Genomic DNA, 19,864 nt, shown 5'->3' on the forward strand with positions numbered 1-19,864 from the left:
CGTTTACCCCCACCGCAACGCATAAACCGTCATGCCTTACGCAACGATTGGGCTGGGCGCGGTACAGTTTGGGCTGGACTATGGCATCGCCAATGACCGTGGCCAGACCCCTGCCCCGGAAGTAGCCCGCATACTGGACCTCTGTGCCGCCAGCGGCCTGACGGTGGTGGATACTGCCGCTGCCTACGGCACCTCGGAAGAAGTGCTGGGTGGACTGTGGCAGCAGCACCTGCCACAAAGCCGCCTCATCAGCAAGCTGCGCCCGCCCCGCGAGGGCTGGGACCCCGCCGCCGAACTGGCCGAGACCTTCCGCCGCCTACAGACCGACCATCTCTATGGCTACATCTACCACGACTGCGAAACCTACTTTCAGGTGCCGGAGTCGCTGGAGGTACTGCGCGCGGCCAAAGCCGCTGGCCGCATCCAGAAGATCGGCTTCTCGGTGTACACGCCCGAACAGACCGAGCGCCTGCTGGCCCAGGCCCCCGAAGGCTGTTTCGACCTCATCCAGATTCCCTTCAGCGTCTTCGATGGCCGGTTTCTGCCGCTGCTGCCCCAGCTGAAAGCCCGCGGCGTGGAAGTGCACGTGCGGTCGGCGTTTCTGCAGGGCCTGCCCCAGCTGACGGAAGCCGAACTGGTGTCGCTTTTCGGCTTTGCCCCGCCCCAGCTGCTGGCCTTCCAGCAGATGTGCGCGCAGGAAGGCTGGAACCTGTATCAGGCTTTGCTGGCCTACGTAGCCGCTACGCCCGGGGTGGATGTGGTGGTGGTGGGGGTGGTGGACGCCGCCCAGCTGGCCCTGAACCTCGAACACCGTGCCCTGCTGCCGCTGGTGGCACCGCGCTGCGCCGAATGGGCCCGCACCTATGGCATCGCCAACGACGAAGTGGTGCTGCCCTTCAAGTGGAAGAAGAACAAATACCTGGAAGCCAAAAAGCAATCGGCACAATGATACGACTCGGCGTTATCGGCATGAGCGAGGGCAACGGACACCCGTACTCGTGGTCGGCCATCTGCAACGGCTATGACACAGCGGCAATGGCCAGCTGCCCGTTTCCGGTGATTCCGCAATATCTGGCGCAGCAGCGGTGGCCCGACGACTCACTGGGGCACCGGGCCACCGTCACCCACATCTGGACGCAGGACGAGGCCATGAGCCGCGATGTAGCTGCTGCCTCGCGCATTGCGCACGTAGTGGCCCAGCCCGAAGACATGATCGGCCAGATAGACGGCCTGCTGCTGGCCCGCGACGATGCCCAGAACCATTACCGGTTTGCGGCTCCTTTCCTCAAGGCGGGCATTCCGGTGTACATCGACAAGCCGTTTGCCCTGAGCCGCGCCGATGCCGAGGCGCTGCTGGCCCTGCAACAGTATCCCGAGCAGATCTACACCTGTTCGGCCCTGCGCTATGGCGCCGAGCTGCAACTGACCGATGCCGAGTGGGCCTCGCTGGGCGAGCTGAAGTTTGTAGACGCCGTGACGCCGAAGTACTGGCCTACCTACGCAGTGCACATCATAGAGCCGGTGGTGGCGCAGCTGCGGCAGCGGGGCCTGATGGGCCAGGTAGCGGCACATTCCAGCGCCACCGTAGGCACCAGCACTACCCTGGCCCTTACGCTGGACAATGGCATGCACCTGCGTTTTGGCGCAGTGGGCAGCCTGCCGGTGCCCATCCGTATGCACTGGTTTGGCACCAGCGGGCAGGTTACGAATCAGTTTGCCGACAGCTTCAGCGCCTTCCGGGCTGCCATCCGCGCGTTCCTGGACCAGATTGACACGCGCCAGCAGCAGCTGGAACGTGCCGAGACGCTTTCTGTTGTTCAGCTGATAGAGCTGGGCATGACTTCCCGCTGACCTCCTGTATCTTCGCTGCCTCCGATTTCCCATTACCGCCATGTCTACAGCCAAGGCCCGTACCACTGTCGCCATCATCCCCGCCCGCGGCGGGTCCAAGCGTGTGCCCCGCAAGAACATCATTGACTTTGCCGGCAAGCCGCTTATCGCCTGGACCATCGAAGCCGCTCAGGAAACAGGCCTGTTTGACAAGATAGTGGTGTCTACCGACGATGCCGAGATTGCCGAGGTGTCGCGTGCGCACGGGGCCGAGGTGCCCTTTCTGCGCAACCAGTTTGGCGACGACCACAGCCCCGTGAGCCTGGCTACTGCCGAGACGCTGCAACGCCTGGAAGCCGAATGTGGCTGGCGTTTCGATACGGTGGTGCAGCTGTTTGCGGTGTGCCCCCTGCGTACGGCCGCAGACATACTGGCCGCCATGCAGCAGTTCGAGCAGTCGGGTGCCGATTTTCAGCTCAGCTGCTTCGACTACGGCTGGTTTCACCCGTGGTGGGCGCACAAGGTGGGGCCGGATGGTCGCCCCGAGGCGCTGTTCCCCGAAGTGATGAAAGGCGCAGTGCGGTCGCAGGACCTGCCCCAGCTGTATTGCCCCACGGGCGCTACCTGGATAGCCAATGTGCAGCCCCTGCTGGCATCGCAGACGTTCTACGGCCCCGACCACCGGTTTTTCCCGATGCCCTGGCAGCGCGCCATTGACATAGACACCTACGAGGACATCGAGATGGCGCTGCTGCTGCGGCAGATGGAAGGCGCCAAAGGCAACCGCTAACGGCGCTGGGCCGTTTCGAGGAGTAGGGTTATCAGGCTGGCGCGCCTACCTTCTGCTGAAGGTAACTAACGCACAGTTCTGCAATGCGGCGGCACGACTGGCCGTCGCCGTACGGGTTGGGCACAGAGGCCATCTGCTGATACACCTCGGCCGACTCGTCGATGCGGGTGAACGCGTCTACAATGGCTTTTCGGTTGGCTCCGGCCAGGATGGCACAGCCCGCAGCCACGCCTTCCGGCCGTTCGGTGGTGTCGCGCATCACTACAATGGGCTTGTTCAGCGTAGGCGCTTCTTCCTGTATGCCGCCGGAATCGGTGAGGATGATGTGCGACCGGTGCATGAAGAACACCAGTTCGTCGTAGCGCAGGGGGTCCAGCAGGAACACGTTGGCTTTCTGGCCCAGGTTCTGGTGCACAATGCTGCGTACGTTGGGATTGAGGTGCACAGGAAAAATGAACCGGTAGGCTGGGCGGCTGTCGGCCAGTTCTGCAATGGCGTCACAGATTTCCTTCAACCCGGCCCCGAAGTTCTCGCGGCGGTGCGAGGTAATGAGCACAATTTTCGCCTTCGGCGTTACTATGTGCTGGAAACGTTCTTCATAGGGCGCAGGGTCTTTCTGCACCTTTCGCACAATCAGCTCGAGGGCATCCACAACGGTGTTGCCCACGTTGTGTATCTCGGCTTTTGACTTCTCGGAAACCAGGTTCTGGGTGGCGATATCCGTCGGGGTGAACTGGATATCAGAAATGACGTCGGTAATTCTCCTGTTGGCTTCTTCAGGGAACGGGCTGAAGAGGTCGTAGGTGCGCAGGCCCGCTTCCACATGCGCAATTCTGATTTTGTGGTAATGTGCCACCAGCGAGGCCGCCATGCAGGTGGTGGTGTCGCCCTGCACCACTACCATGTCGGGCTTCTCGGCCACAAACGCCTCATCCAGTTTCGTGATAAGCCGGGCCGTCAGCCCGCTGAGCGTTTGGTTCTCGACCATGACTTCCAGCTGGAGGTCGGGTTGGACGTCAAAGAGCTCAAAGAGTGGCTGGACCATTTCTTTGTGCTGTCCCGAAAAAATCAACAGGCAGCGCACGTCAGGCAGCTGGTTGAAGGCATGCACCAGCGGAAGCAGTTTGATGGCTTCCGGGCGCGTTCCAATCACCACGGCAATTTTTTTCATACTTGTTGGAGCAAAGTGAGCAGCCTTTTGGCATTGTGCTCAGCTGAGTATTTGATGTCAAGACCGGGCGCTGACTGCGCCTGTGTGTTGGCTTTTTCTTCCAACAGCTGCGCGATACATTCTGCCATCAGGTCGGTCTCCGCGTGCGCGAAATGATGGTAGTGGGGGCCTGCCAGAATCTCACGGGTGGTGCTGCCCAGCGGTGTGACAGAAAGAATGGGTTTTTGCGCCACCATGTAGTCCAGAATCTTGCTGGGGAAGAACAGCGCCTTGTCTGGGTCGTCTTCGCTGCTGTCGATAATGAGCAGGACGTCGGCTTTGCGCTGCCACTCCTGCGATTCCTTGAAAGGGACCAGCCCGTGGTTGTGGACAAAGGGCAGGTTGGCGTCGGCAATCTGTTTCAGGGCGGTCTGGTCGAATGGGCCTACCATGTGCACTGCCAGCCTGTTGGCAATGTCTGGCTGGGTCTGGTGCAGTTTGGTCAGTGCCTGAAGCAGGGCCAGCGGTTGCCGGGGGCCGTTGAGGCTGCCAGTGTATACAAGTGTCAGCGGGTCAGTGGCGTTGCCTTGGGGGGCTGGTGGGGCGATGTCGGCGGGGTCGTACACATTGGGCATGTACACGAACTTGTCGCCGAACTCGGGATACTTTGCTTTGTAGAAGCTCAGCATGCGGGGCGATGCTACGGCGATCCAGCGGGCGTACTGGAAACATTTCTTCTGCCACAGCTTCTGAAACCACAGCGAGAGGCCCGAGAAACGCAGGATGGGCGAGTCGGCCCAGGGGTCGCTCAGGTGCATTACCAGGGGTGCGTCATAATGCCGGGCCAGTTTGTAGCCCATCAGCACCGAGCTGAGCGGGAACGCCCGGGCATAGACAATGTCGGGTCGCTTCTGCAGGGCGGCCACCACACGCTTCCAGCGCAGATGAAAACTGAGGCGGGTATCGGGTAAAAGCAGCAGGGCCCGGAACAGTTTGTTGATCAGAATGGAAATGTACTTCGGCTCGGTTATCGGCACCTTGACCACCTGCCGGGCACCTTCGCCATAATGGGCCAGGCGCGCATCTTCAGTCATCCAGAGGGTAGGACCAGAGGTTGCCACATCGATATCCAATGCATTCTGTGCCGCGAGGTACTTGAAGTACCTGGCCACCTGAATTGCCTCCGGGTCCAGCTTGGGCGGGAAAGCGATGGAGACAAACAGAATGGATTTTCTAAGCTCAGCGCTCATTGGATAGTAGTTTCGAGGGTGAAGTTAGGGGGTATATGGCTATGTAGTGCGCTTAAGGGCTCGCGCATTCTGGTGAGCGCCGGGCTGACAGGCAGTCGGCCGACAGCGTACAGCCATCACTTGGCCAGGATTTCTGCCAGACGGTACTTGGCTTTCCCGTCAGTGCTGGTGAGGGCGTATTCCGCGAAGGCGGATTTGTATTGTGCCTGAATGGCACCTATTTCAGCTCTGCGGGTCATCAGGTCTTTGAGTTCGGCGAGCGTGTAGGCAACGTGCGCTACCTGGGCATCGACGAATTGTTGTGACAGGAGAACGGGCTCTGGTGCTGGGTGCATTTCCAGCAGGAATACCACCGAAGAGGGGTGCACCACTATGGGGAGGAGCATGGTGGAGTAGAAGGCAATGGTCAAACCCGCTTTGGCGATGGCTTCAGGAAGCATTTCATCAGTCACGATTTCAAAGCGTTGATCCTTCAGCAGTTCGTCCCAAATCGGATGCTTGTCGCCAGGGTGTAGCTTCAAATAGATTTTGTTTATCCTTTCTGAACGGGTGAGGATGAACAATTCCCGAATGAATGCGCCGTAGTTCTCTGGGTTCCAGCCCAGCAGGTTGGCATTGTGCAGTTGCGTGCCAACAAAAAGCAAAGTGTCGTTTTCCGGTGCTGCCGCCGACTTGTGTTGGAAGAGGTGGTCGAACTGGGGTATGCCTATATGGTGTACCCTTGCAGTCTGATCCAACTGGAGGAAATGCTCGGTAAACTCAAAGATCATCGGGGAGAAACTGATGTAGCTGTCTACCCTGCGGAGTGCGGCAAACTCGCTGAGCAGTTCGAGCGAATGGCCTTCCCGCCGGCTGCGAATCAGTAGCGAGACAAAGCGGCGGAAGAATGAAAACCCGACGGAGAGCATCGACCTGACCATGTGTAGGTTGTTGCGCATCATGTGCACGCGTTCTTCGCGGCTGGGAGTATGCGTGTCCTTTTTATATCCTGCTTTATTTCGGTAGGCTAACTGATACTTGTAGGGCAGCCGGATCCCATGCTCAAGGTACAGTGTCGGGATGCCCTTTCGTTTGGCGATGGCATTGAGCAGAATCTGGAGGTAGGACTCAACGAAAATGAAGACAATCTTGTCTGGCTGCACATCGTCCAGCAACTGCACGGTATTGCCATAGTCCGACCAGCATACCAGCCGCCCGTACGGGCTGTAAATCTCGCGGTTCGACTCTATCCCCCAGTTATAGCGGTATTCCAGAAAGGTGAGGTCGCAGCTGTGCTTTGCTTCATCAAACATCCGCACGATATCCGGTCTGTTAATTGTGCCAACAACCAGTATGCGGGGTTTCCTGACGGCGGTTTCAGACATGCGTTTAGGGTTCAGGCAGCGAAGTTACTCAGCCGGGGCATGCGTTTCACCGCCCGCGCCTGTTCTGGCGGAAATGTAGCCAGATGATGGCAGCGGTGCTGCCGCGGGCGCTCTGCAAGTCATGGCACTGCCTGCCTTTATTTTCCTTCACCTGGGTTCGGCTGTGTCAATCTAGGCCGGAGGACGGGGCTGCCTGTCGGTTGGCAACAATTGAAAATCCGAACCATTGAATACCAGTGTCTGGCTGTCTGCCGGGCTTTCAGGGTCTGGGCCGCAGGGGGAATCCGGCATCCTGCTCTATGCAACTACTGAAATGAGTAGTTTACTTCAGCATCTGCCGGATGTCTTCTAGACTCTTTTCGCGAGGTTTCTGTGACGGTTCAGCCATCATTGGAAGGAAACTAGAAGTGCGGCTGGAGTTGCTCCCGGTAGTTCGTCGAGGACTATCAGCACCTCGTTTGGGGTCGGCTGTGCCAGCAGTTTTGCCATGTACAGATTGGCACCTGCAGCCGCCTGCACCGTTGTACATCCCTGTGCCAGACTGTACGTCGACAGTGTTTTCTTTGCTTCATGGTAGAGGAAGAGCGTGTTGTTGGCGGCATCTACCCCCAGTAACTCCTGTCCTGATAGCGTTGTTTCCCTTTCGTCTCTGAAGATGCGGACAGAAGTGAAATAGGCCATTTCTTTCTTCCTTAGATAGTTAGCTGACAGCACCAGCGTGCGCCCGATGTGGGCCAGGCGTACATACTGGTATGGGTGCAGGTAGTTGAAGAGGGTGCCGGGGATGGCCTGCAGACGGGTGCCGTTGTTTAGCAGCAGCAGCTCTGGCAGGTATTGAGCACTCAAGCTGGTGTCGGTCAGGGCATACAGGTCTTGTCTTGCGGCCCAGGCCGTTGCAGGTGTGTTGGAGAGGAGGCGAAGCATGCCGACAGGACGGTCCAGCAGAAAAACGGCGGTATGTGGACCGTCTTTGTGAGTGTTAAATACCGTCATTGTGTCGCCTTTCCAAAAGGTGGTATAAGGCACAAACTGGCGGTCAGAAGCGAGGGCTTGGCCAGCTGCATCGAGGGTGATCGGACGGCTGTAGATGCGCTGCGCGAACACCTGGGAGGTCATCAGGGAGAGTGCCAGCAGTAGGCAAAGAATTTTGGGAGGCATCTGGATAGGCGCTCGTTTAACAACGAATGTAGGAATATGGCAAGAAGTAGAAATTATATAATTTATCTTATGTAAAGTAATTAAGAATCCAGTCTTGGCATTTTTCTACTGAACTGTGCCGCAGTCCTGCTTTTACGCCCATATTGCCGCGCATTCTCCCTTCTCATGCCACGCGGTTACGACATACAGGTTTACATGCCCCACGGCGACCCCAAGGGCATGCGCATCATCAGCAAGTCCAACTGGACGGGCACCATCATGGTGTGCTCGCGCTCGCTCTTCGGCCAGATACAGGACTACTTTGCCCGCGGCTCCAAAGTCGGCGTCTATGTGCTGGTAGGCACAGAGGAGCGCGACGACAACGACCTGCCTACGCTCTACATCGGCGAGGGCGACCCCATCGAAACCCGCCTCCGCAGCCACCACGCCAGCAAGGACTTCTGGGACACCGTTTACTGCTTCTGGTCGGCAGACCTGCGGCTCAACAAAGCCCACATTCAGTACCTCGAAGCCATGCTGCTGGAGCGCGCCAAGGAGGCGCGGCGCTGTAACCTCGACAACCGCAACGCCATGCAGCTGCCCACGCTTTCGGATGCCGACCGCGACTACTGCGACCATTACCTGGAGGAGCTGTACTCCTGCCTGCCAGTGGTGGGCTTCGACTTCTTCGATGTCCTACAGCGCCCGGCCAGTAACCCTCCCACCGACCCCCAGATGCCTGATGCACCCCGTGTGATGTACCAGCTGACAGCCCGGGGCACGGTGCTGGCGCATGGCTGGGAGTCGAGCAGCGGGTTTACCGTGCAGCAGGACAGCCGGATGGTTAAGGAAGGTTTGCCCAGCGCCACTCGCGACCTGATGCAGCAACGTTACAACCTGATAGACAAAGGGGTAGTGGTACCCGACAGCATGGGGCTGTACTATTACTTCAAGCAGGACTATGCATTTCCCTCGCCCTCTGCTGCCGCCAGAGTGATTCTGGGTCGGAATTCCAATGGCCGCATAGAGTGGAAGGACGCACAGGGCAAAACCCTGAAGCAATACCAGGAGGAAGCCGCCGGGCAGGTCGACGGCTGAGAACATCGGGTGACTGCGCCCCACTCCCGTTATCTTTGCCCCATGCCCGACCGCGCCGCGCTCGACCGCTGGAAGACCGACCTCGACCTCGGGCAGTTTGCCTGCGACCGCCTGGGGTACCAGCCCCTGCGCGCCCGCTCCGACGCCACCCGCCGCGCCTACCGCGGCCCCCACTCCCCCACCGACCTGCTGCTGGTGCACCGCCTGCCGCCGCATGGCCATTGGATCTACATCAACCCCTACCAGCCCGACGACCGCGGCGACATCTATAACCTGGTGATGAATCGGTTGGGCCTGCCCTTTCTGGAGGCCGTGGCCTTTGTCATGGGCAATGCCCCAGCAAGTGCGGCCCGCCCCCCTGCCTTCTCGGCTGATGATGCCAAGCTTGAAACCAGTCCTCTGCCCAGCTTCCAGTGGCAGCCGTTGGGTAGCGTGCGGGCCTACCTGCACCAGCGGGGCCTGACAGACGCGGTGCTCGACAGTCCGCTTTTCGCCAACACACTGGGGCAGGTGCCCCACCCCACCGGGCCGCGCGTTGCCTTCCCCATTCGGGCGGGGGATACCGTCGTAGGCCTCGAACTGAAAGGCCCTGCCTTCAAGGGCGCACAGGCGGGCTCGCGCAAGGCGCTGGGGCTGTGGAACTCCAACTGGCCCAGCGGCCGCGATGTGCTGCGCTTTGTGCTGGTAGAGAGCCCGTTGGATGCGCTGGCGCATGCCCTGATCCGCGGCAAAGCCTACACGCCCACCACAGTGTATCTGGCTACCAACGGGCAGCTGGCCGCCCCGCAGCTGGCGCTGATGCAACAGTATATAGACCAGCACAAACCCCGCGAGGTGCTGCTGGCCTTCGACAGCGACACCACCGGCGAGCGGTACAGCCTGGCGTGCCTGGGACTGCTGGGTCCGCCGCGACAGGAAGTGCGCCTGCCCCGCCCCGGCGACCTGCCCGCCACAGTGGCAGTGCGCGTGGGCCTGCTGCGCAGTCACCAGTGGCTGTTGCGGCTGAGCGTTCAACCCGCCCCGGCTACCCCCGCCGAAGCGGCCGACCAGTGGATGCAGGCGCAGTGGCAGGCGGCGTTTGCCCATTCGCTGCTGCTGGCTCCGGCATTGGTGCCCACCGGCCCGCTGAGCTGGGAGGTGCGTTTGAACAGCGACCCTGACACGCGCCAGCGGCTGGAGGCTTTCATCCGCAGTGTGCGGCCAGCCACGCTGCTTGTGCGGGAACGGCCCCGCGCCAAGGACTGGAACGACCAGCTGCTGGCCCGCCCTGCACGCCACTGACAGCCTGACCTGCTCCCAGCTGCCCGTCTAACGCGGGGATTTCCAGTGGGTGTTCCGCTTGCATACCGTTGTTGCAAGCGGAACACAACCGGTGTTGGAGTGGGAACAGACTGCTGTTGCAACGGGAACACAAGGCACGACGGACTGACGGATGAAAGGCCTCCACCGTTGTAGCAACGGGAATTTTGGGGTGTGGAAACGGGAACAGACCCGTGTACCAACGGGAACAAAGCGTTGTTGCAACGGGAACACCCAGTAGGCAGCCTTCAAAACGATGCAGTTAGACACGTTGAGACACCGCTGTACCACCGGGAATGCACTGGTGTTGGAACGAGGACAGACCGGTGTTGCATCGGGGACGCTTTTCACCACCCCTGTTGCAACGGGAACACAGCGGTACGGCCCTGGCTCCTATCCCTAACCTGCTGATACACTTGCGTCTGGCCTGACTTACTGCGCTGAACAGACAGACTTCAGCCTGTGTTGCAGCGGGGAAAAATATCCGTACGACATCTGTCAGACCAAAGCGCTATTTATTAACCTGTTATAGCGCAGAATCGGCGATTTTCCCGCTCCAACAACCTTGTTCCAACGGCCACTTCTATATAAATAGAAATACATACATAGATTAGATATTACAACAGGGAATGAAAATGGTTGGGTGTTCCCGCTGCTACATGAATAGGTCTTTTGGCAGCTGATCGGGCTTAAGGGTGTGAAATCGGGAACAATGGTCCGAGTTGCATAGAGCGTATTCACGATACGTCAAAAATCGCCTTCACGGTGTCCCCGCTGCAACAACGATTGTCTGCCAAAATGTCTAACGGAATACACAGAAGCGTTTTCCACGTGTCTAGCGGACGTGGAAAAGTAAGTGAGAATGTCTAGCGCAAAGTTGTGCAATGAGTGGAAGTTTGGCAGTGCAAGTGGTGTGTTCAGCACCGGGCGCATTGCTTTTCATCCTTTCACCCTGCCGCCGTTGTGAGCCTTACTCCGGAACTACAGCCCCAGGACGCCCGTACCGGCGCATCGGCCCAGGCCGAACCCGTGCAACAGCTGAGTCTGCTCAATCTCTCGGCGCCCGCGGTGCCCCAGAGCCGGGCGGTGGGCAAGCCCCGCACCCGTGGCAAGCGCGACCTCCTCGCCGCCAATGCCACCGCCACCGGCCCCATCGACAAGCTGCACCGGCTGGACCGCAACTTTACCCAGAACGTCCTCGACTTCAGCCAGTTTGGCGAAGACGAGCAGCTCTGCCGCGACCTCGTGGTATATATCTCCTACGCCCTGCAGACGCCCGACCTCCTGAACAGCGGCCAGCTGGAGCCCAACCACTTCGGCCGCACCATGCGCTACGACAAGGCCAACCTGTTCCGCAAGCACGCCAACCCCGTAGACAAGCAGGCCCCCGACAAAGCCTTCGTGTGGGACTCGGTGCTGGAAAACGCGCTGTTCCGCCTGTCGTCGCAGGCGCTGGCCTTCACACGGCCCCTGCCCAGCCACTCGCGCACGTTGCAGGCGTTCCGCCTCGAATCGGTGCAGATTCTGCGCAACCTCACCCTCTATACCGACCCCCGCAACCGCGACAAGCGCTACTACCGTTTCGAGTACAACCCCGACATCATCGGCAACCTCTCCAAGAGCTTCGCCACCTTCAACCTCGAGACGTACAACGCCCTGCGCCAGGGTAAGATCAACCTGCAGCGCCTGTACCTCTACCTCGAGGGCGAGCGCACCAAACTGCGTCTGTACAACGCCCGCAACGACCACCAGGCCAATACCGTCGAAATTGACTTCAACACCCTCTCCCACCTCACGGGCAAGGAAGGTGTATCGGACGTGCGCAAGCGCAAGTTCAAGATGAAGCAGCTGGTGGACATCCTCAACGAGGTCACGGGCTGGCAGTTCGAATACCGCTTCGTGGCCACCACGCCCGAGCAGCGGTTCCCCTACACACTGTCCATTACGTTCCACGACCTGGCCTCGCTGTCAGAACAGGAGCGGATACTCCAGCGCCGCAAGATTTTCTCCGAGACACTGGAACGCAACCTCTTGGAGCTGTACCGCACGCTGGCACCCGAGCTGGCCGAGGTGAACGACTACGATTTCCAGAGTTGGAAGTTCACGCCCAAGGACATCGGCGCCAAGTACCAGGCGTATCTGGACGCCCAGCTGTTCGCCTTCGAGAAGCCGTCTGACCCCTTCGAACTGGCCAACCAGCAGCACTTCCAGCAGATCTTCCACTACGCCCCCGTGCTGCCCCGCAAGACCGGCAGCTGAGGCAGAGGCATTGCTCGTCAGTCCAGCTTTTGCAACAGGCGGGCCAGCCAGTGTTTGGTGGCCGGATAGAAGACGAGCCCCAGCCCGGCCGTTACCAGCAGCAGCACGCTACTGAACACCAGTTCTCTGGTGCGTCCGCCCTGGCTCCAGGCAGGCAGCACCCCACGCACCAGCAGCATCACCATGAACAGCAGTACCAGTCCGGCACCGCGGGGCACCTGTACCGACCGACTGTCGAGCAGGGGCGAGGGCTGTGGGTAGCGTTGCAGCAGCCAGGCATGGCCCAACTGTCGGAGCAGGTCCAGCGCCAAAAGAAAGTACAGCAGCCGTGCCAGAAACAGAAACCGGTAGTTGATGCTGCCGAAGGCCAGCGCGCCTATCAGAAAGGCGTCGAATACCAGGCCCAGCAGCTGCTGCCAGCGCCGGGGGGCTTCGGGTGCCTGTTGCCGCAGGGGGCGGTCCAGCAGCCAGCCGATGGCCTCGCCCAGACTCATGGGCAGGTGGCGGGCGCGGGTCTGCATCTCGGGGTTGTCGGCGTAGGCGGCTCCGGCCATGCGCAGCAGCGCAAACCCTGCACGCACGCTGCCATCCAGCAGCAGCAGGGCTTTCAGGGGCCAGTCGAACGCGCCGCCGATGAGCATCAGTTCAAACAGGCCCAATGCCAGTGTGTAGAGGCCCAGCAGGTACACGGGCCAGTCGGTGCCGAGCATGGGGTGCCGGGTCGGCGAAACGGGTGGGGTCTGCATAACAGGAGGTGGAGAGCCTGAATCTAGCACAATGCCGGGAAAATGGGTGTTAAGTGCGGGGTTTTTGACCCGTTTGGGGCATCTGTTGTCCAGTTTGGCTGCTATCTTTCCGTATGCGTTTTGCCGTTTCTCTGGGGATAGTGCTCCTGCTCTGGGCGTGTGCTGAAAACCGGGCTCCACAGCAGCCCCAGCAGCAACAGACGGAAGGTAGCCTACCCCCGCCTGATGTGCCCTATGGGCCCGACGCCAGCGGCTTCTACGCACCCACTACTCCCAGCCTTGATATGCTGCGGCGTGACTCGCTGGAGGCACAGACTGCGGCGCGTCAGGCGCTGATGGACAGTCTGCGTGCCCGTTTCCATTACGTGCCACCGCTTTACTGGCCTGTTAAGGCCAGTGGTTTCAGGAGCCATAATCTGGCCACAGTGGGCTCGCGCTGGCAGGAAATGGAAAGCGCGTCGGAACGCGACAACCCCCGTCTGCGCGAGGCCTTTCTGCTGGTGTGGCACCCTTTTGCCTTAGAAGACCAGCGCACAAGCGCGGATTTGGCCTCGCTATTGCCATATGCACAGCTCGTGGGCCAGCCCTGGCGCATGGAAGCCACCGTTTTCCCTGATGCAGATGCCTATCCCGACTCGGTGTACCGCCTGCATTTCACCGACAGCACCGTACTGCAATTCCGGCGCTGGCGGGTGGAACGGCAGGACGATGCGGGTAATCGGACGGTAGATCTGCCGGGGCGGCTGGCGTTTGTCTCTGCCCGCATCTATACCCCCCGGCTGCCCATACGCGGTGGCCTGCGGGTAGGCTCGCACCGCCGCGAGGTGATGCAGCAGCTTCGCCATCAGGTATATCCCGTGCTGGAGTTCGATAACCTTATCCAGATCAGCGACTTCCAAACGATGTCTGTACTTACTTTCCTGCTCCGCGCCGATACCGTTTATTGCATCCGCAGTGGGGTCTATCAGGGCTGAACGCCACTTCTTTTCGTTTCATGCGCCGTTATCTCCTATCCCTTCTCCTACTGGCCGCTGTAGGCTGTGGTGAAAACCGTGTACCACAACAGCAGGTCGCCTCTGCTGCCGACAGCACCCCTGCCGTCGGCCTTCCGTCGCCCGAGCAGGCACGCGGGAATGCCGAGTCCGACTCGCCCAGGGTTGCGAGCGATACCCTCCGCACGCTGTACGGTATTGATGTCTTGCGGGGCTATTCCAATACTGGGGCCCTGCGCAGCCACAACCTAAAGGCGGTTGCATCCCAGTGGACTCAACTTCAGGACGCTACCCCCGAGCAGAACCCACAGTTGCAGGAGAGCTGGACGCTGGTACGAAACCCTTTTGCGTGCGAGGATCTGCTGACCGGCGCCAATTCGGCTTCCTTCCTGCCCTGTGCCCAACTGGTAGGCCAGCCCTGGCGGATGGAGGTAGAGCCTTTTCCCGGCTATGAAGACTACCCCGACTCGCTTTATACCCTTCGTTTTCCCGATAGCACCATCCTGCCCTTTCGACGCGTTTTTGCCCGCCGTGATCCTTCGGGAAAGCCTCTGGATGCAGGCCGGATGGACCTCATTTCCTGCGACGTTTTCACTCCCCAATTGCCAGTGCGTGGTGGCCTGCGGGTAGGTTCGCACCGCCGCGACGTAGTGAAGCAACTGAGCCAGCTGGTGTACCCCATGCTGGAGTTCGACAACCTGGTAGTTATTGGCGATTACCAGGATATGAACAGACTCACGTTCTTCCTCCGCGCCGATACCGTTTACCGCATCAGCAGCAGCGTCTATCAGGGCTGAGTCCTTCTCTGTTCCATCCTTCCCATGCGCATTATCCTCCTGTTTTTGGTGCTGCTGGCGGCTGTTGCCTGTGGCGAAAGAAAGGCTACGCAGCAGGCATCAGAAGTCTGGCCGCCCGATACCAATCCGGCCAACTGGATGGGGGCCGACTCCACCCCTGTCCCTCCTTTTCTCACAAATGCGTTTTGTGATCAGGCGCTGAAGTCACCTTCGTGGGGGGCTTTTCTGTCGGAAAATCAGGCTGTGCGCGCTGCTTTCTGCGATTCGCTGGCCAAAGCCGGTATTGCCGATTGCAGCAACCACCCGCGGGTCAGTGCCGACCAGCGGCTTACCTATGACCCGTTGGCGTCAAATGCGATGTTCCAGAACCTGCCGAATCCGGAAGCGCTGGGCCGCCGACTGGGCGGTTTGGCCTATGTGCGTGGCGGGCTACTCTTCGAGGGCTGCACCAGCGATTGTGACTCGGTGTTCACCGTCGGCCTGCCCGATTCTTCTTCTTTTGCCCTGCACAGAAGTACCGACGGCCCCGCCAGAGGGAGTTACAGCCTGCTCTGGTTCGACCTCCGAACCCCCCAGCTGCCACTGTACAACGGCATTCGCGTGGGGATGACCCGCGACGAAGTGCGCCGCTGCCTCAAGGGCATGCTGCTGCCCGTCTGCGAGTATGAGGGCGGCATTTTACTGAGTGCCACCGAGGTAACCGCTACGCTGGAACTGCATTTCACCGACGGCAGGCTTGCCCGCATCGTCTTCAATCCCTATCTGGGTTAGGCCAGAACGCTTTTCTGTCATTTCGTAGCGAAGCGGAGAAACCCTCTTTGCGTCTCCAGGCGACTTCTCCACTCGGTACCCTCGCTGCGAAGTGACAACCTGCTTGCATCCCCAACCACGTCATTTCGAGCACTGCGAATAAATCTGTTGGAGCGCCTCCTGTTTTGTCAGAATTAATCAAAGAAGCTACGTCATTTCGAAGGTTGGCGGAGCCTCCCTGAGAAATCTAACTGGGGCCTCCGTAGAAGGCCAGAGTGTACGTACGTGCCGGGCGACGAGTCGCCCAAAAGTAGATTTCTCGCTGCGCTCGAAATGACGTGGCTTTTAGCGTTCTCGGTCCCCCTACCCTCCCCTCTCAGAAACTGGCGCGCAGGGCCAGCAGCAGGTTGCGCCCCGGCGCACTGATGCCGCTGGAATACGGCCTGTAGTGCACGTCCAGCAGGTTTTCCACGCTGGCATCCAGCCGCAGGTGGGGTGTCAGGCGCCAGCTGGTGCGCAGGTTCAGCGTCCACCAGGCGGGGCTGCCCTGCGTGCTGTAAATCACTTTGGCCTGTTCGTCGGGCGGCAGCTGGTCGAAGGTGCGCCAGGCGGCGTAGTCGGCGGCCAGTTCGGCCCGCAGACGGCCCTGTGTCCACCGCAAGCTGGTGCGGCCATAGCTGGGTGGCACCGCCCGCACCAGATAGCCAGTGTTTCGGTTGCGTCCGTCCTGCCAGGTGTATACGCTGCGCAGGCTGAAGTGCTCGGTCAGGTCCAGGCTCACCGTCAGGGTAAAGCCCCACACGTAGGCGCGGCCGGCATTCACATTGGCCAGCACCTGGCTGTTCACGCCGTCGTATACCAGGCTGTCCTGCCCCTGGTAGCGGAAGGGCCGCCGTTCGATGCTGCCGTCTATCCAGCTGTGAAACACCTCGCCGCCCACGGTGAACCGGCCTTCCCAGGTCTTGCTCACGCCCGCTTCTACGGTGTAGACATATTCGGGGGCAATGCCGTCGTTGGGCATCACCACCAGCCCCGGCGCGCTGTCAAACACTTTGCCGGCGTCGTCCACGTTGGGGGCACGGAAGCCCACCGCTGCGTTGGCCGTGAAGCGCCACGCATGGCCGGGGTTGTACACCACGCCCACCCCACCCGTCGGCGACGATGTCCGCACCCGCAGTTCGTCGTACGGCAGCGGGAAGAACGCCTTGTTTACGAACGTGCTGCGCAGGGCATACCAGGTGTAGCGGGCCGCACTGGTAAGGGTCAGTTTTTCGGTGGGCTTGTACACCAGCGAGGCGTAGGCAGCGGCGCTGTAAACGTCGTTGGTGCCATCGGGGTAACGGGTGCCGGTGGGGTCTACGCTGCCCGTCATGATGTTGCGGTTGGTGGCAGTGCTGGTTACGCCGTTCCACCAGCCTTCGAGGCCATAGTACAGTTCCAGCCCCTCGCGCAGCTCTTTCTTCAGGTCGGCGTTGAGGCTCAGCATACGCACCTGCTCCAACTGGGTACGGAGTGTGTTGTTGCGGAAGCGGCGGTCGTTGCGGCTCTCGGTGTAGTCCTGAAAGGCGGCGGTGAAGCGGGCCTCATCGAAGAAGCCGCCCTGTTTCAGTTCGGCGCCCAGGGTGTGCATCTGCCAGCGCTGGGGGCCGTAGTACCACTCGGCGTTGCGGGGCAGGCCGTTGCGGGTTTCGATGAGGCGGTCGTAGCGCGGGATGTCACTGGAAGTGGTGTAGTACAGGCCATAGTGCAGTTCGGCGCGGGGCGACAGGCGCAGACGCAGTTTCTGCAGCAGGTTGTACTGCGTATAACCCGAGAACCGCTGCACGTTGGGGTCGGCGTTGCGCACCACCGAATCGCGGCCACCGATGCGCTCCACGTACCAGTCGCGCCGCCCGAAGGCCGGGTCATAGGGCGAGCGGATGTTGCCCGTCCGCAGGTCGTCGAAGTCGCTCACGGTCAGCGAGGTGTACGAGGCCAGGCGCTTGCCGCCCACGTACAGCGACAGGTGGCCCGTGCGCTCGTTGGCCGCACTGGCCCAGCGGGCAAACCCCTCGCCTGACACTGCCAGCCCCGTGTCGGTCGGACTGAAGTACGGCCGCTGGGTGTTGAAGCTCAGCACCCCGCCCAGTGCATCCGAGCCGTACAGCGATGACCCCGGTCCAAACAGCACTTCCACGTTCTCCAGCGCGGGGCCTTCGATCATGATGGAGTTTTGCAGGTTTTCGCCGCGGTAAATGGCATTGTTCAACCGCACGCCGTCTACCACCAGCAGCAGGCCGTTGGCCGAGAAGCCGCGGACCATGGGGCTGCCGCCGCCCAGCTGGCTCTTCTGCACGTACACCTTGCCGGTGTGGCTCAGTACATCGGGGGTAGACGCCGGATTGTAGAAGGCGATGTCGCGGGCGCGGATGCGGCTGATGCTCTGGGGCACATCGCTCTGGCGCTCGGCCCAGCGGCTGGCCGTGATGACAACGGCGTCGAGGTCTATCTGCCGTTCTTCCAGCGCCACTACCCCACCCTGCGCGTCCAGTGCGGCCAGGGGCAGACGCAGGGTCTGGTAGCCTTCGCTGTGCAGGGTCAGGGTGTCGGTGGGGGTCAGAGAGGCGGGCAGGTTGGCTTGGCCGCGGGCGTTGGTGACGGCGCCGCCAGTGGCCCAGCGGAGGGTGGCCCCGGGCAGGGGGTCGCGGGTGGCGGCATCGCGCAGGGTGACGGTGCGCGGTTGCTGGGCATGCAGGAGCGGGCCTGCCAGCAGCAGCAGGAACAGAATGGGCGTCAGGCGGGTCATACGGGCCCCGAACCTAGTAAAAGGAAGTGTTAAAGTGAAGGAGAATCAGGGGCGGAGGGCTCGCAGAGGGAGGGGAGTGGGCAATAATTCTTGTGCTAGGGTTGCGCCTACATGAACAGTCATCAGATACGCTTTGGCTACTGTCAACCGTTACCCTTTCATACATTTGCAGACATGAACCGTTCCCCACGCCCTGTACAGCTCGTGCGGGCTGCCCATGCCGGGCAGACGCTTGGGAGTGCCATGCACTTTACCGACCGCGAATGGCGCAAGCAGTCTATTCGCATGGTTGCCAACTCCATGGCGCTGGAGGGGTAGTCGGTACCGTTGCGTACGCTTATCCGCCTTGCGGATGCCGTGTATCAGCGTCGGGACTGAGTATGTAGGGCATGTGGCAGCAGCTAGCACCTGCTCTCAGTTCAGTCCGCAACTTGGTTACAGGCCGGGCTTTCAGCTTCCCTGCTTTTACCTGTTTCAGTTCTTCGGCCGCCTGCTGCAATTCCTCATACAGGGCCACGGCTGCACTGGCTTTGCGCACACGCTGTACCCGTCCTTTTCGGGGATACGCCCGCAGAAGTGTTTCGAACTGAAGAATATGTGTCAATACGGTAGCCCGCATGTGTGCGTTGGTTTTACGCACGCCGTACTCGGGCGATATCAGCAGGTGCAGCAGGTACGAGGCATCCTGTTGCCACGGGGCCGAACCCAGCTGGCAGACCGCGTCCATGATGACGAAGTACGCATCCACGTTCTGGTGCAGGGCAGTATAAGCCCTGTTTCTACGCATCAGTTTTTTGCTGAATCGCGTGTGATTCAACTTAAGGCCGCTGGTAATCAGCCGAAACGGTTCGGCCAGGCCTACCAGATAGCTGTGTGCGGTGTTTATGTCTGGAAACACCAGCGCGGCTCCGCCTTCGCTGGCAAAGGTATCGTCGCTGTAGTGGTTCAGCAGGTAGCCTTGGAAGCGCCGCCCTACATATCGGACCAAGTAGTAGGTTTTCATCGTCAACGCAGAGGGGTCATGTAAAGGCATTCGGAGGTGGCACAGCCGTTCCCTTCGCTCATTTCATCGCGCAGGTGCCCCCCTCCCCTCCCCTCAGAGCGTCAGGCGCTGCTTGAACTGCTCTACGATGGCGTGCAGCTGCTCCTGATTAGCGCTGCGCCACTCGGCGATGATCTGCTCCGTCAGCGAGCTGATTTCCCGGCCCGTGATGGTGCTCAGTTGCTTCATAAAGGCATGCGTCTCGGCCGAAATGTAGATGGACGTCTGGTGGCGGCGGGCCGTGGGGCGCGTGTTCAGGCTCGTTGCCTCGGTGGGCGCTTCGGCCACGGCGGGCGCAGTGGTGGCTTTGGCAGTGGGCTTGTCGGCTGTTTTGGGCGACTTGGCGGTGCGCTCCAGCACGGTGGTCGGCTTCGGCGGGATGAGGTCCTGCGCCAGGCTGTTGTCCTGCGTCAGGCTCTGCAGCTGCTCGATCATCGAGAGGCTGTTTTTCTTGGCGGCGGCGGTCTTGCTCATTTCCGGCGGGCGTTAGGGGTGAGTTTGCGGGTCAGTTCTTTTACCAGGGCGTCCAGGTTTTCCTGCGCTTCCTTCTGGTCGGTCAGGGGCTTCAGGGTCGA

Annotated in this window: 18 protein-coding genes; 10 read left to right on the top strand and 8 right to left on the bottom strand. The window is 60.5% G+C overall.

Annotation, left to right across the window (positions count from 1 at the left end; translation table 11 throughout):
• Positions 1-31: 31 nt before the first annotated feature.
• From AC2D8O_RS13490 to AC2D8O_RS13500, 3 genes are read left to right on the top strand one after another with little or no spacing between them, the layout of a single operon-like run.
• Positions 32-949 carry an aldo/keto reductase gene (locus AC2D8O_RS13490; RefSeq protein WP_484679370.1) on the top strand — a complete coding sequence of 306 codons (918 nt, stop codon included), beginning with the start codon at positions 32-34 and terminating at the stop codon, positions 947-949.
• Positions 946-1,851, top strand: a complete 906-nt coding sequence (locus AC2D8O_RS13495; protein ID WP_484679371.1) for a Gfo/Idh/MocA family oxidoreductase — start codon at positions 946-948, stop codon at positions 1,849-1,851. Before AC2D8O_RS13490 ends, AC2D8O_RS13495 begins: the two co-directional genes overlap by 4 nt.
• A 40-nt stretch (positions 1,852-1,891) precedes the next feature.
• The gene (locus tag AC2D8O_RS13500; RefSeq protein WP_484679372.1) at positions 1,892-2,620 is read left to right on the top strand and encodes an acylneuraminate cytidylyltransferase family protein; all 729 of its coding nucleotides are present in this window, start codon (positions 1,892-1,894) and stop codon (positions 2,618-2,620) included.
• 31 nt (positions 2,621-2,651) lie between these two features.
• Here the strand turns inward: AC2D8O_RS13500 and wecB are convergent, their stop codons facing one another.
• The 4 genes from wecB to AC2D8O_RS13520 all read right to left on the bottom strand — a co-directional run bounded on the left by wecB (position 2,652) and on the right by AC2D8O_RS13520 (position 7,500).
• On the bottom strand, positions 2,652-3,791 hold the full coding sequence (wecB, locus tag AC2D8O_RS13505) for a non-hydrolyzing UDP-N-acetylglucosamine 2-epimerase (protein ID WP_484679373.1): 1,140 nt from the start codon (positions 3,789-3,791) through the stop codon (positions 2,652-2,654).
• Entirely contained in the window at positions 3,788-5,020 is a 1,233-nt protein-coding gene (locus AC2D8O_RS13510) for a glycosyltransferase (RefSeq protein WP_484679374.1), read from the bottom strand. The genes wecB and AC2D8O_RS13510 overlap by 4 nt, the downstream gene beginning before the upstream one ends.
• Before the next feature lie 116 nt (positions 5,021-5,136).
• Positions 5,137-6,384: a polysialyltransferase family glycosyltransferase gene (locus tag AC2D8O_RS13515; RefSeq protein WP_484679375.1), complete on the bottom strand. Its 1,248-nt coding sequence runs from the start codon at positions 6,382-6,384 to the stop codon at positions 5,137-5,139.
• A gap of 387 nt (positions 6,385-6,771) precedes the next feature.
• Positions 6,772-7,500: a hypothetical protein gene (locus AC2D8O_RS13520; RefSeq protein WP_484679376.1), complete on the bottom strand. Its 729-nt coding sequence runs from the start codon at positions 7,498-7,500 to the stop codon at positions 6,772-6,774.
• A gap of 207 nt (positions 7,501-7,707) precedes the next feature.
• Between AC2D8O_RS13520 and AC2D8O_RS13525 the strand changes: the two genes are divergently transcribed.
• The 3 genes from AC2D8O_RS13525 (at position 7,708) to AC2D8O_RS13535 (ending at position 12,177) form a co-directional block, all read left to right on the top strand.
• On the top strand, positions 7,708-8,619 hold the full coding sequence (locus AC2D8O_RS13525) for a GIY-YIG nuclease family protein (RefSeq protein ID WP_484679377.1): 912 nt from the start codon (positions 7,708-7,710) through the stop codon (positions 8,617-8,619).
• A gap of 42 nt (positions 8,620-8,661) precedes the next feature.
• Positions 8,662-9,900, top strand: a complete 1,239-nt coding sequence (locus AC2D8O_RS13530; RefSeq protein WP_484679378.1) for a toprim domain-containing protein — start codon at positions 8,662-8,664, stop codon at positions 9,898-9,900.
• A gap of 981 nt (positions 9,901-10,881) precedes the next feature.
• Entirely contained in the window at positions 10,882-12,177 is a 1,296-nt protein-coding gene (locus tag AC2D8O_RS13535) for a hypothetical protein (protein WP_484679379.1), read from the top strand.
• 17 nt (positions 12,178-12,194) lie between these two features.
• On the opposite strand, the gene AC2D8O_RS13540 is transcribed toward AC2D8O_RS13535, so the two are convergent.
• On the bottom strand, positions 12,195-12,923 hold the full coding sequence (locus AC2D8O_RS13540; RefSeq protein ID WP_484679380.1) for a hypothetical protein: 729 nt from the start codon (positions 12,921-12,923) through the stop codon (positions 12,195-12,197).
• A gap of 113 nt (positions 12,924-13,036) precedes the next feature.
• On the opposite strand from AC2D8O_RS13540, the gene AC2D8O_RS13545 reads away from it, so the two are divergent.
• From AC2D8O_RS13545 to AC2D8O_RS13555, 3 genes are read left to right on the top strand one after another with little or no spacing between them, the layout of a single operon-like run.
• Positions 13,037-13,897: a hypothetical protein gene (locus tag AC2D8O_RS13545; protein WP_484679381.1), complete on the top strand. Its 861-nt coding sequence runs from the start codon at positions 13,037-13,039 to the stop codon at positions 13,895-13,897.
• A 20-nt stretch (positions 13,898-13,917) separates the two neighbouring features.
• A complete protein-coding gene (locus AC2D8O_RS13550; protein WP_484679382.1) occupies positions 13,918-14,712 on the top strand; it encodes a hypothetical protein in 795 nt (264 codons plus the stop codon).
• A gap of 24 nt (positions 14,713-14,736) precedes the next feature.
• Positions 14,737-15,483: a hypothetical protein gene (locus tag AC2D8O_RS13555; RefSeq protein WP_484679383.1), complete on the top strand. Its 747-nt coding sequence runs from the start codon at positions 14,737-14,739 to the stop codon at positions 15,481-15,483.
• Positions 15,484-15,838: 355 nt separating this feature from the next.
• On the opposite strand, the gene AC2D8O_RS13560 is transcribed toward AC2D8O_RS13555, so the two are convergent.
• The gene (locus AC2D8O_RS13560; protein WP_484679384.1) at positions 15,839-18,247 is read right to left on the bottom strand and encodes a TonB-dependent receptor; all 2,409 of its coding nucleotides are present in this window, start codon (positions 18,245-18,247) and stop codon (positions 15,839-15,841) included.
• 174 nt (positions 18,248-18,421) lie between these two features.
• On the opposite strand from AC2D8O_RS13560, the gene AC2D8O_RS13565 reads away from it, so the two are divergent.
• A complete protein-coding gene (locus tag AC2D8O_RS13565) occupies positions 18,422-18,565 on the top strand; it encodes a hypothetical protein (RefSeq protein ID WP_484679385.1) in 144 nt (47 codons plus the stop codon).
• A 19-nt stretch (positions 18,566-18,584) separates the two neighbouring features.
• On the opposite strand, the gene AC2D8O_RS13570 is transcribed toward AC2D8O_RS13565, so the two are convergent.
• Positions 18,585-19,250 carry a hypothetical protein gene (locus AC2D8O_RS13570; protein WP_484679386.1) on the bottom strand — a complete coding sequence of 222 codons (666 nt, stop codon included), beginning with the start codon at positions 19,248-19,250 and terminating at the stop codon, positions 18,585-18,587.
• 93 nt (positions 19,251-19,343) lie between these two features.
• Positions 19,344-19,763 carry a hypothetical protein gene (locus tag AC2D8O_RS13575; RefSeq protein WP_484679387.1) on the bottom strand — a complete coding sequence of 140 codons (420 nt, stop codon included), beginning with the start codon at positions 19,761-19,763 and terminating at the stop codon, positions 19,344-19,346.
• Positions 19,764-19,864 lie beyond the last annotated feature (101 nt).

This window comes from Pontibacter sp. T17, from assembly GCF_057219875.1.

Bases quoted from the DNA above. Each gene is read 5' to 3' on its own strand.
- AC2D8O_RS13575 (WP_484679387.1), bottom strand. From the start codon at position 19,763: ATGAGCAAGACCGCCGCCGCCAAGAAAAACAGCCTCTCGATGATCGAG.
- AC2D8O_RS13570 (WP_484679386.1), bottom strand. From the start codon at position 19,250: ATGAAAACCTACTACTTGGTCCGATATGTAGGGCGGCGCTTCCAAGGC.
- AC2D8O_RS13550 (WP_484679382.1), top strand. From the start codon at position 13,918: ATGCGCCGTTATCTCCTATCCCTTCTCCTACTGGCCGCTGTAGGCTGT.
- AC2D8O_RS13560 (WP_484679384.1), bottom strand. From the start codon at position 18,247: ATGACCCGCCTGACGCCCATTCTGTTCCTGCTGCTGCTGGCAGGCCCG.
- AC2D8O_RS13515 (WP_484679375.1), bottom strand. From the start codon at position 6,384: ATGTCTGAAACCGCCGTCAGGAAACCCCGCATACTGGTTGTTGGCACA.
- AC2D8O_RS13520 (WP_484679376.1), bottom strand. From the start codon at position 7,500: ATGACCTCCCAGGTGTTCGCGCAGCGCATCTACAGCCGTCCGATCACC.
- AC2D8O_RS13540 (WP_484679380.1), bottom strand. From the start codon at position 12,923: ATGCAGACCCCACCCGTTTCGCCGACCCGGCACCCCATGCTCGGCACC.
- AC2D8O_RS13545 (WP_484679381.1), top strand. From the start codon at position 13,037: ATGCGTTTTGCCGTTTCTCTGGGGATAGTGCTCCTGCTCTGGGCGTGT.
- AC2D8O_RS13525 (WP_484679377.1), top strand. From the start codon at position 7,708: ATGCCACGCGGTTACGACATACAGGTTTACATGCCCCACGGCGACCCC.
- AC2D8O_RS13510 (WP_484679374.1), bottom strand. From the start codon at position 5,020: ATGAGCGCTGAGCTTAGAAAATCCATTCTGTTTGTCTCCATCGCTTTC.
- AC2D8O_RS13555 (WP_484679383.1), top strand. From the start codon at position 14,737: ATGCGCATTATCCTCCTGTTTTTGGTGCTGCTGGCGGCTGTTGCCTGT.
- AC2D8O_RS13565 (WP_484679385.1), top strand. From the start codon at position 18,422: ATGAACCGTTCCCCACGCCCTGTACAGCTCGTGCGGGCTGCCCATGCC.
- AC2D8O_RS13490 (WP_484679370.1), top strand. From the start codon at position 32: ATGCCTTACGCAACGATTGGGCTGGGCGCGGTACAGTTTGGGCTGGAC.
- wecB (WP_484679373.1), bottom strand. From the start codon at position 3,791: ATGAAAAAAATTGCCGTGGTGATTGGAACGCGCCCGGAAGCCATCAAA.
- AC2D8O_RS13530 (WP_484679378.1), top strand. From the start codon at position 8,662: ATGCCCGACCGCGCCGCGCTCGACCGCTGGAAGACCGACCTCGACCTC.
- AC2D8O_RS13500 (WP_484679372.1), top strand. From the start codon at position 1,892: ATGTCTACAGCCAAGGCCCGTACCACTGTCGCCATCATCCCCGCCCGC.
- AC2D8O_RS13495 (WP_484679371.1), top strand. From the start codon at position 946: ATGATACGACTCGGCGTTATCGGCATGAGCGAGGGCAACGGACACCCG.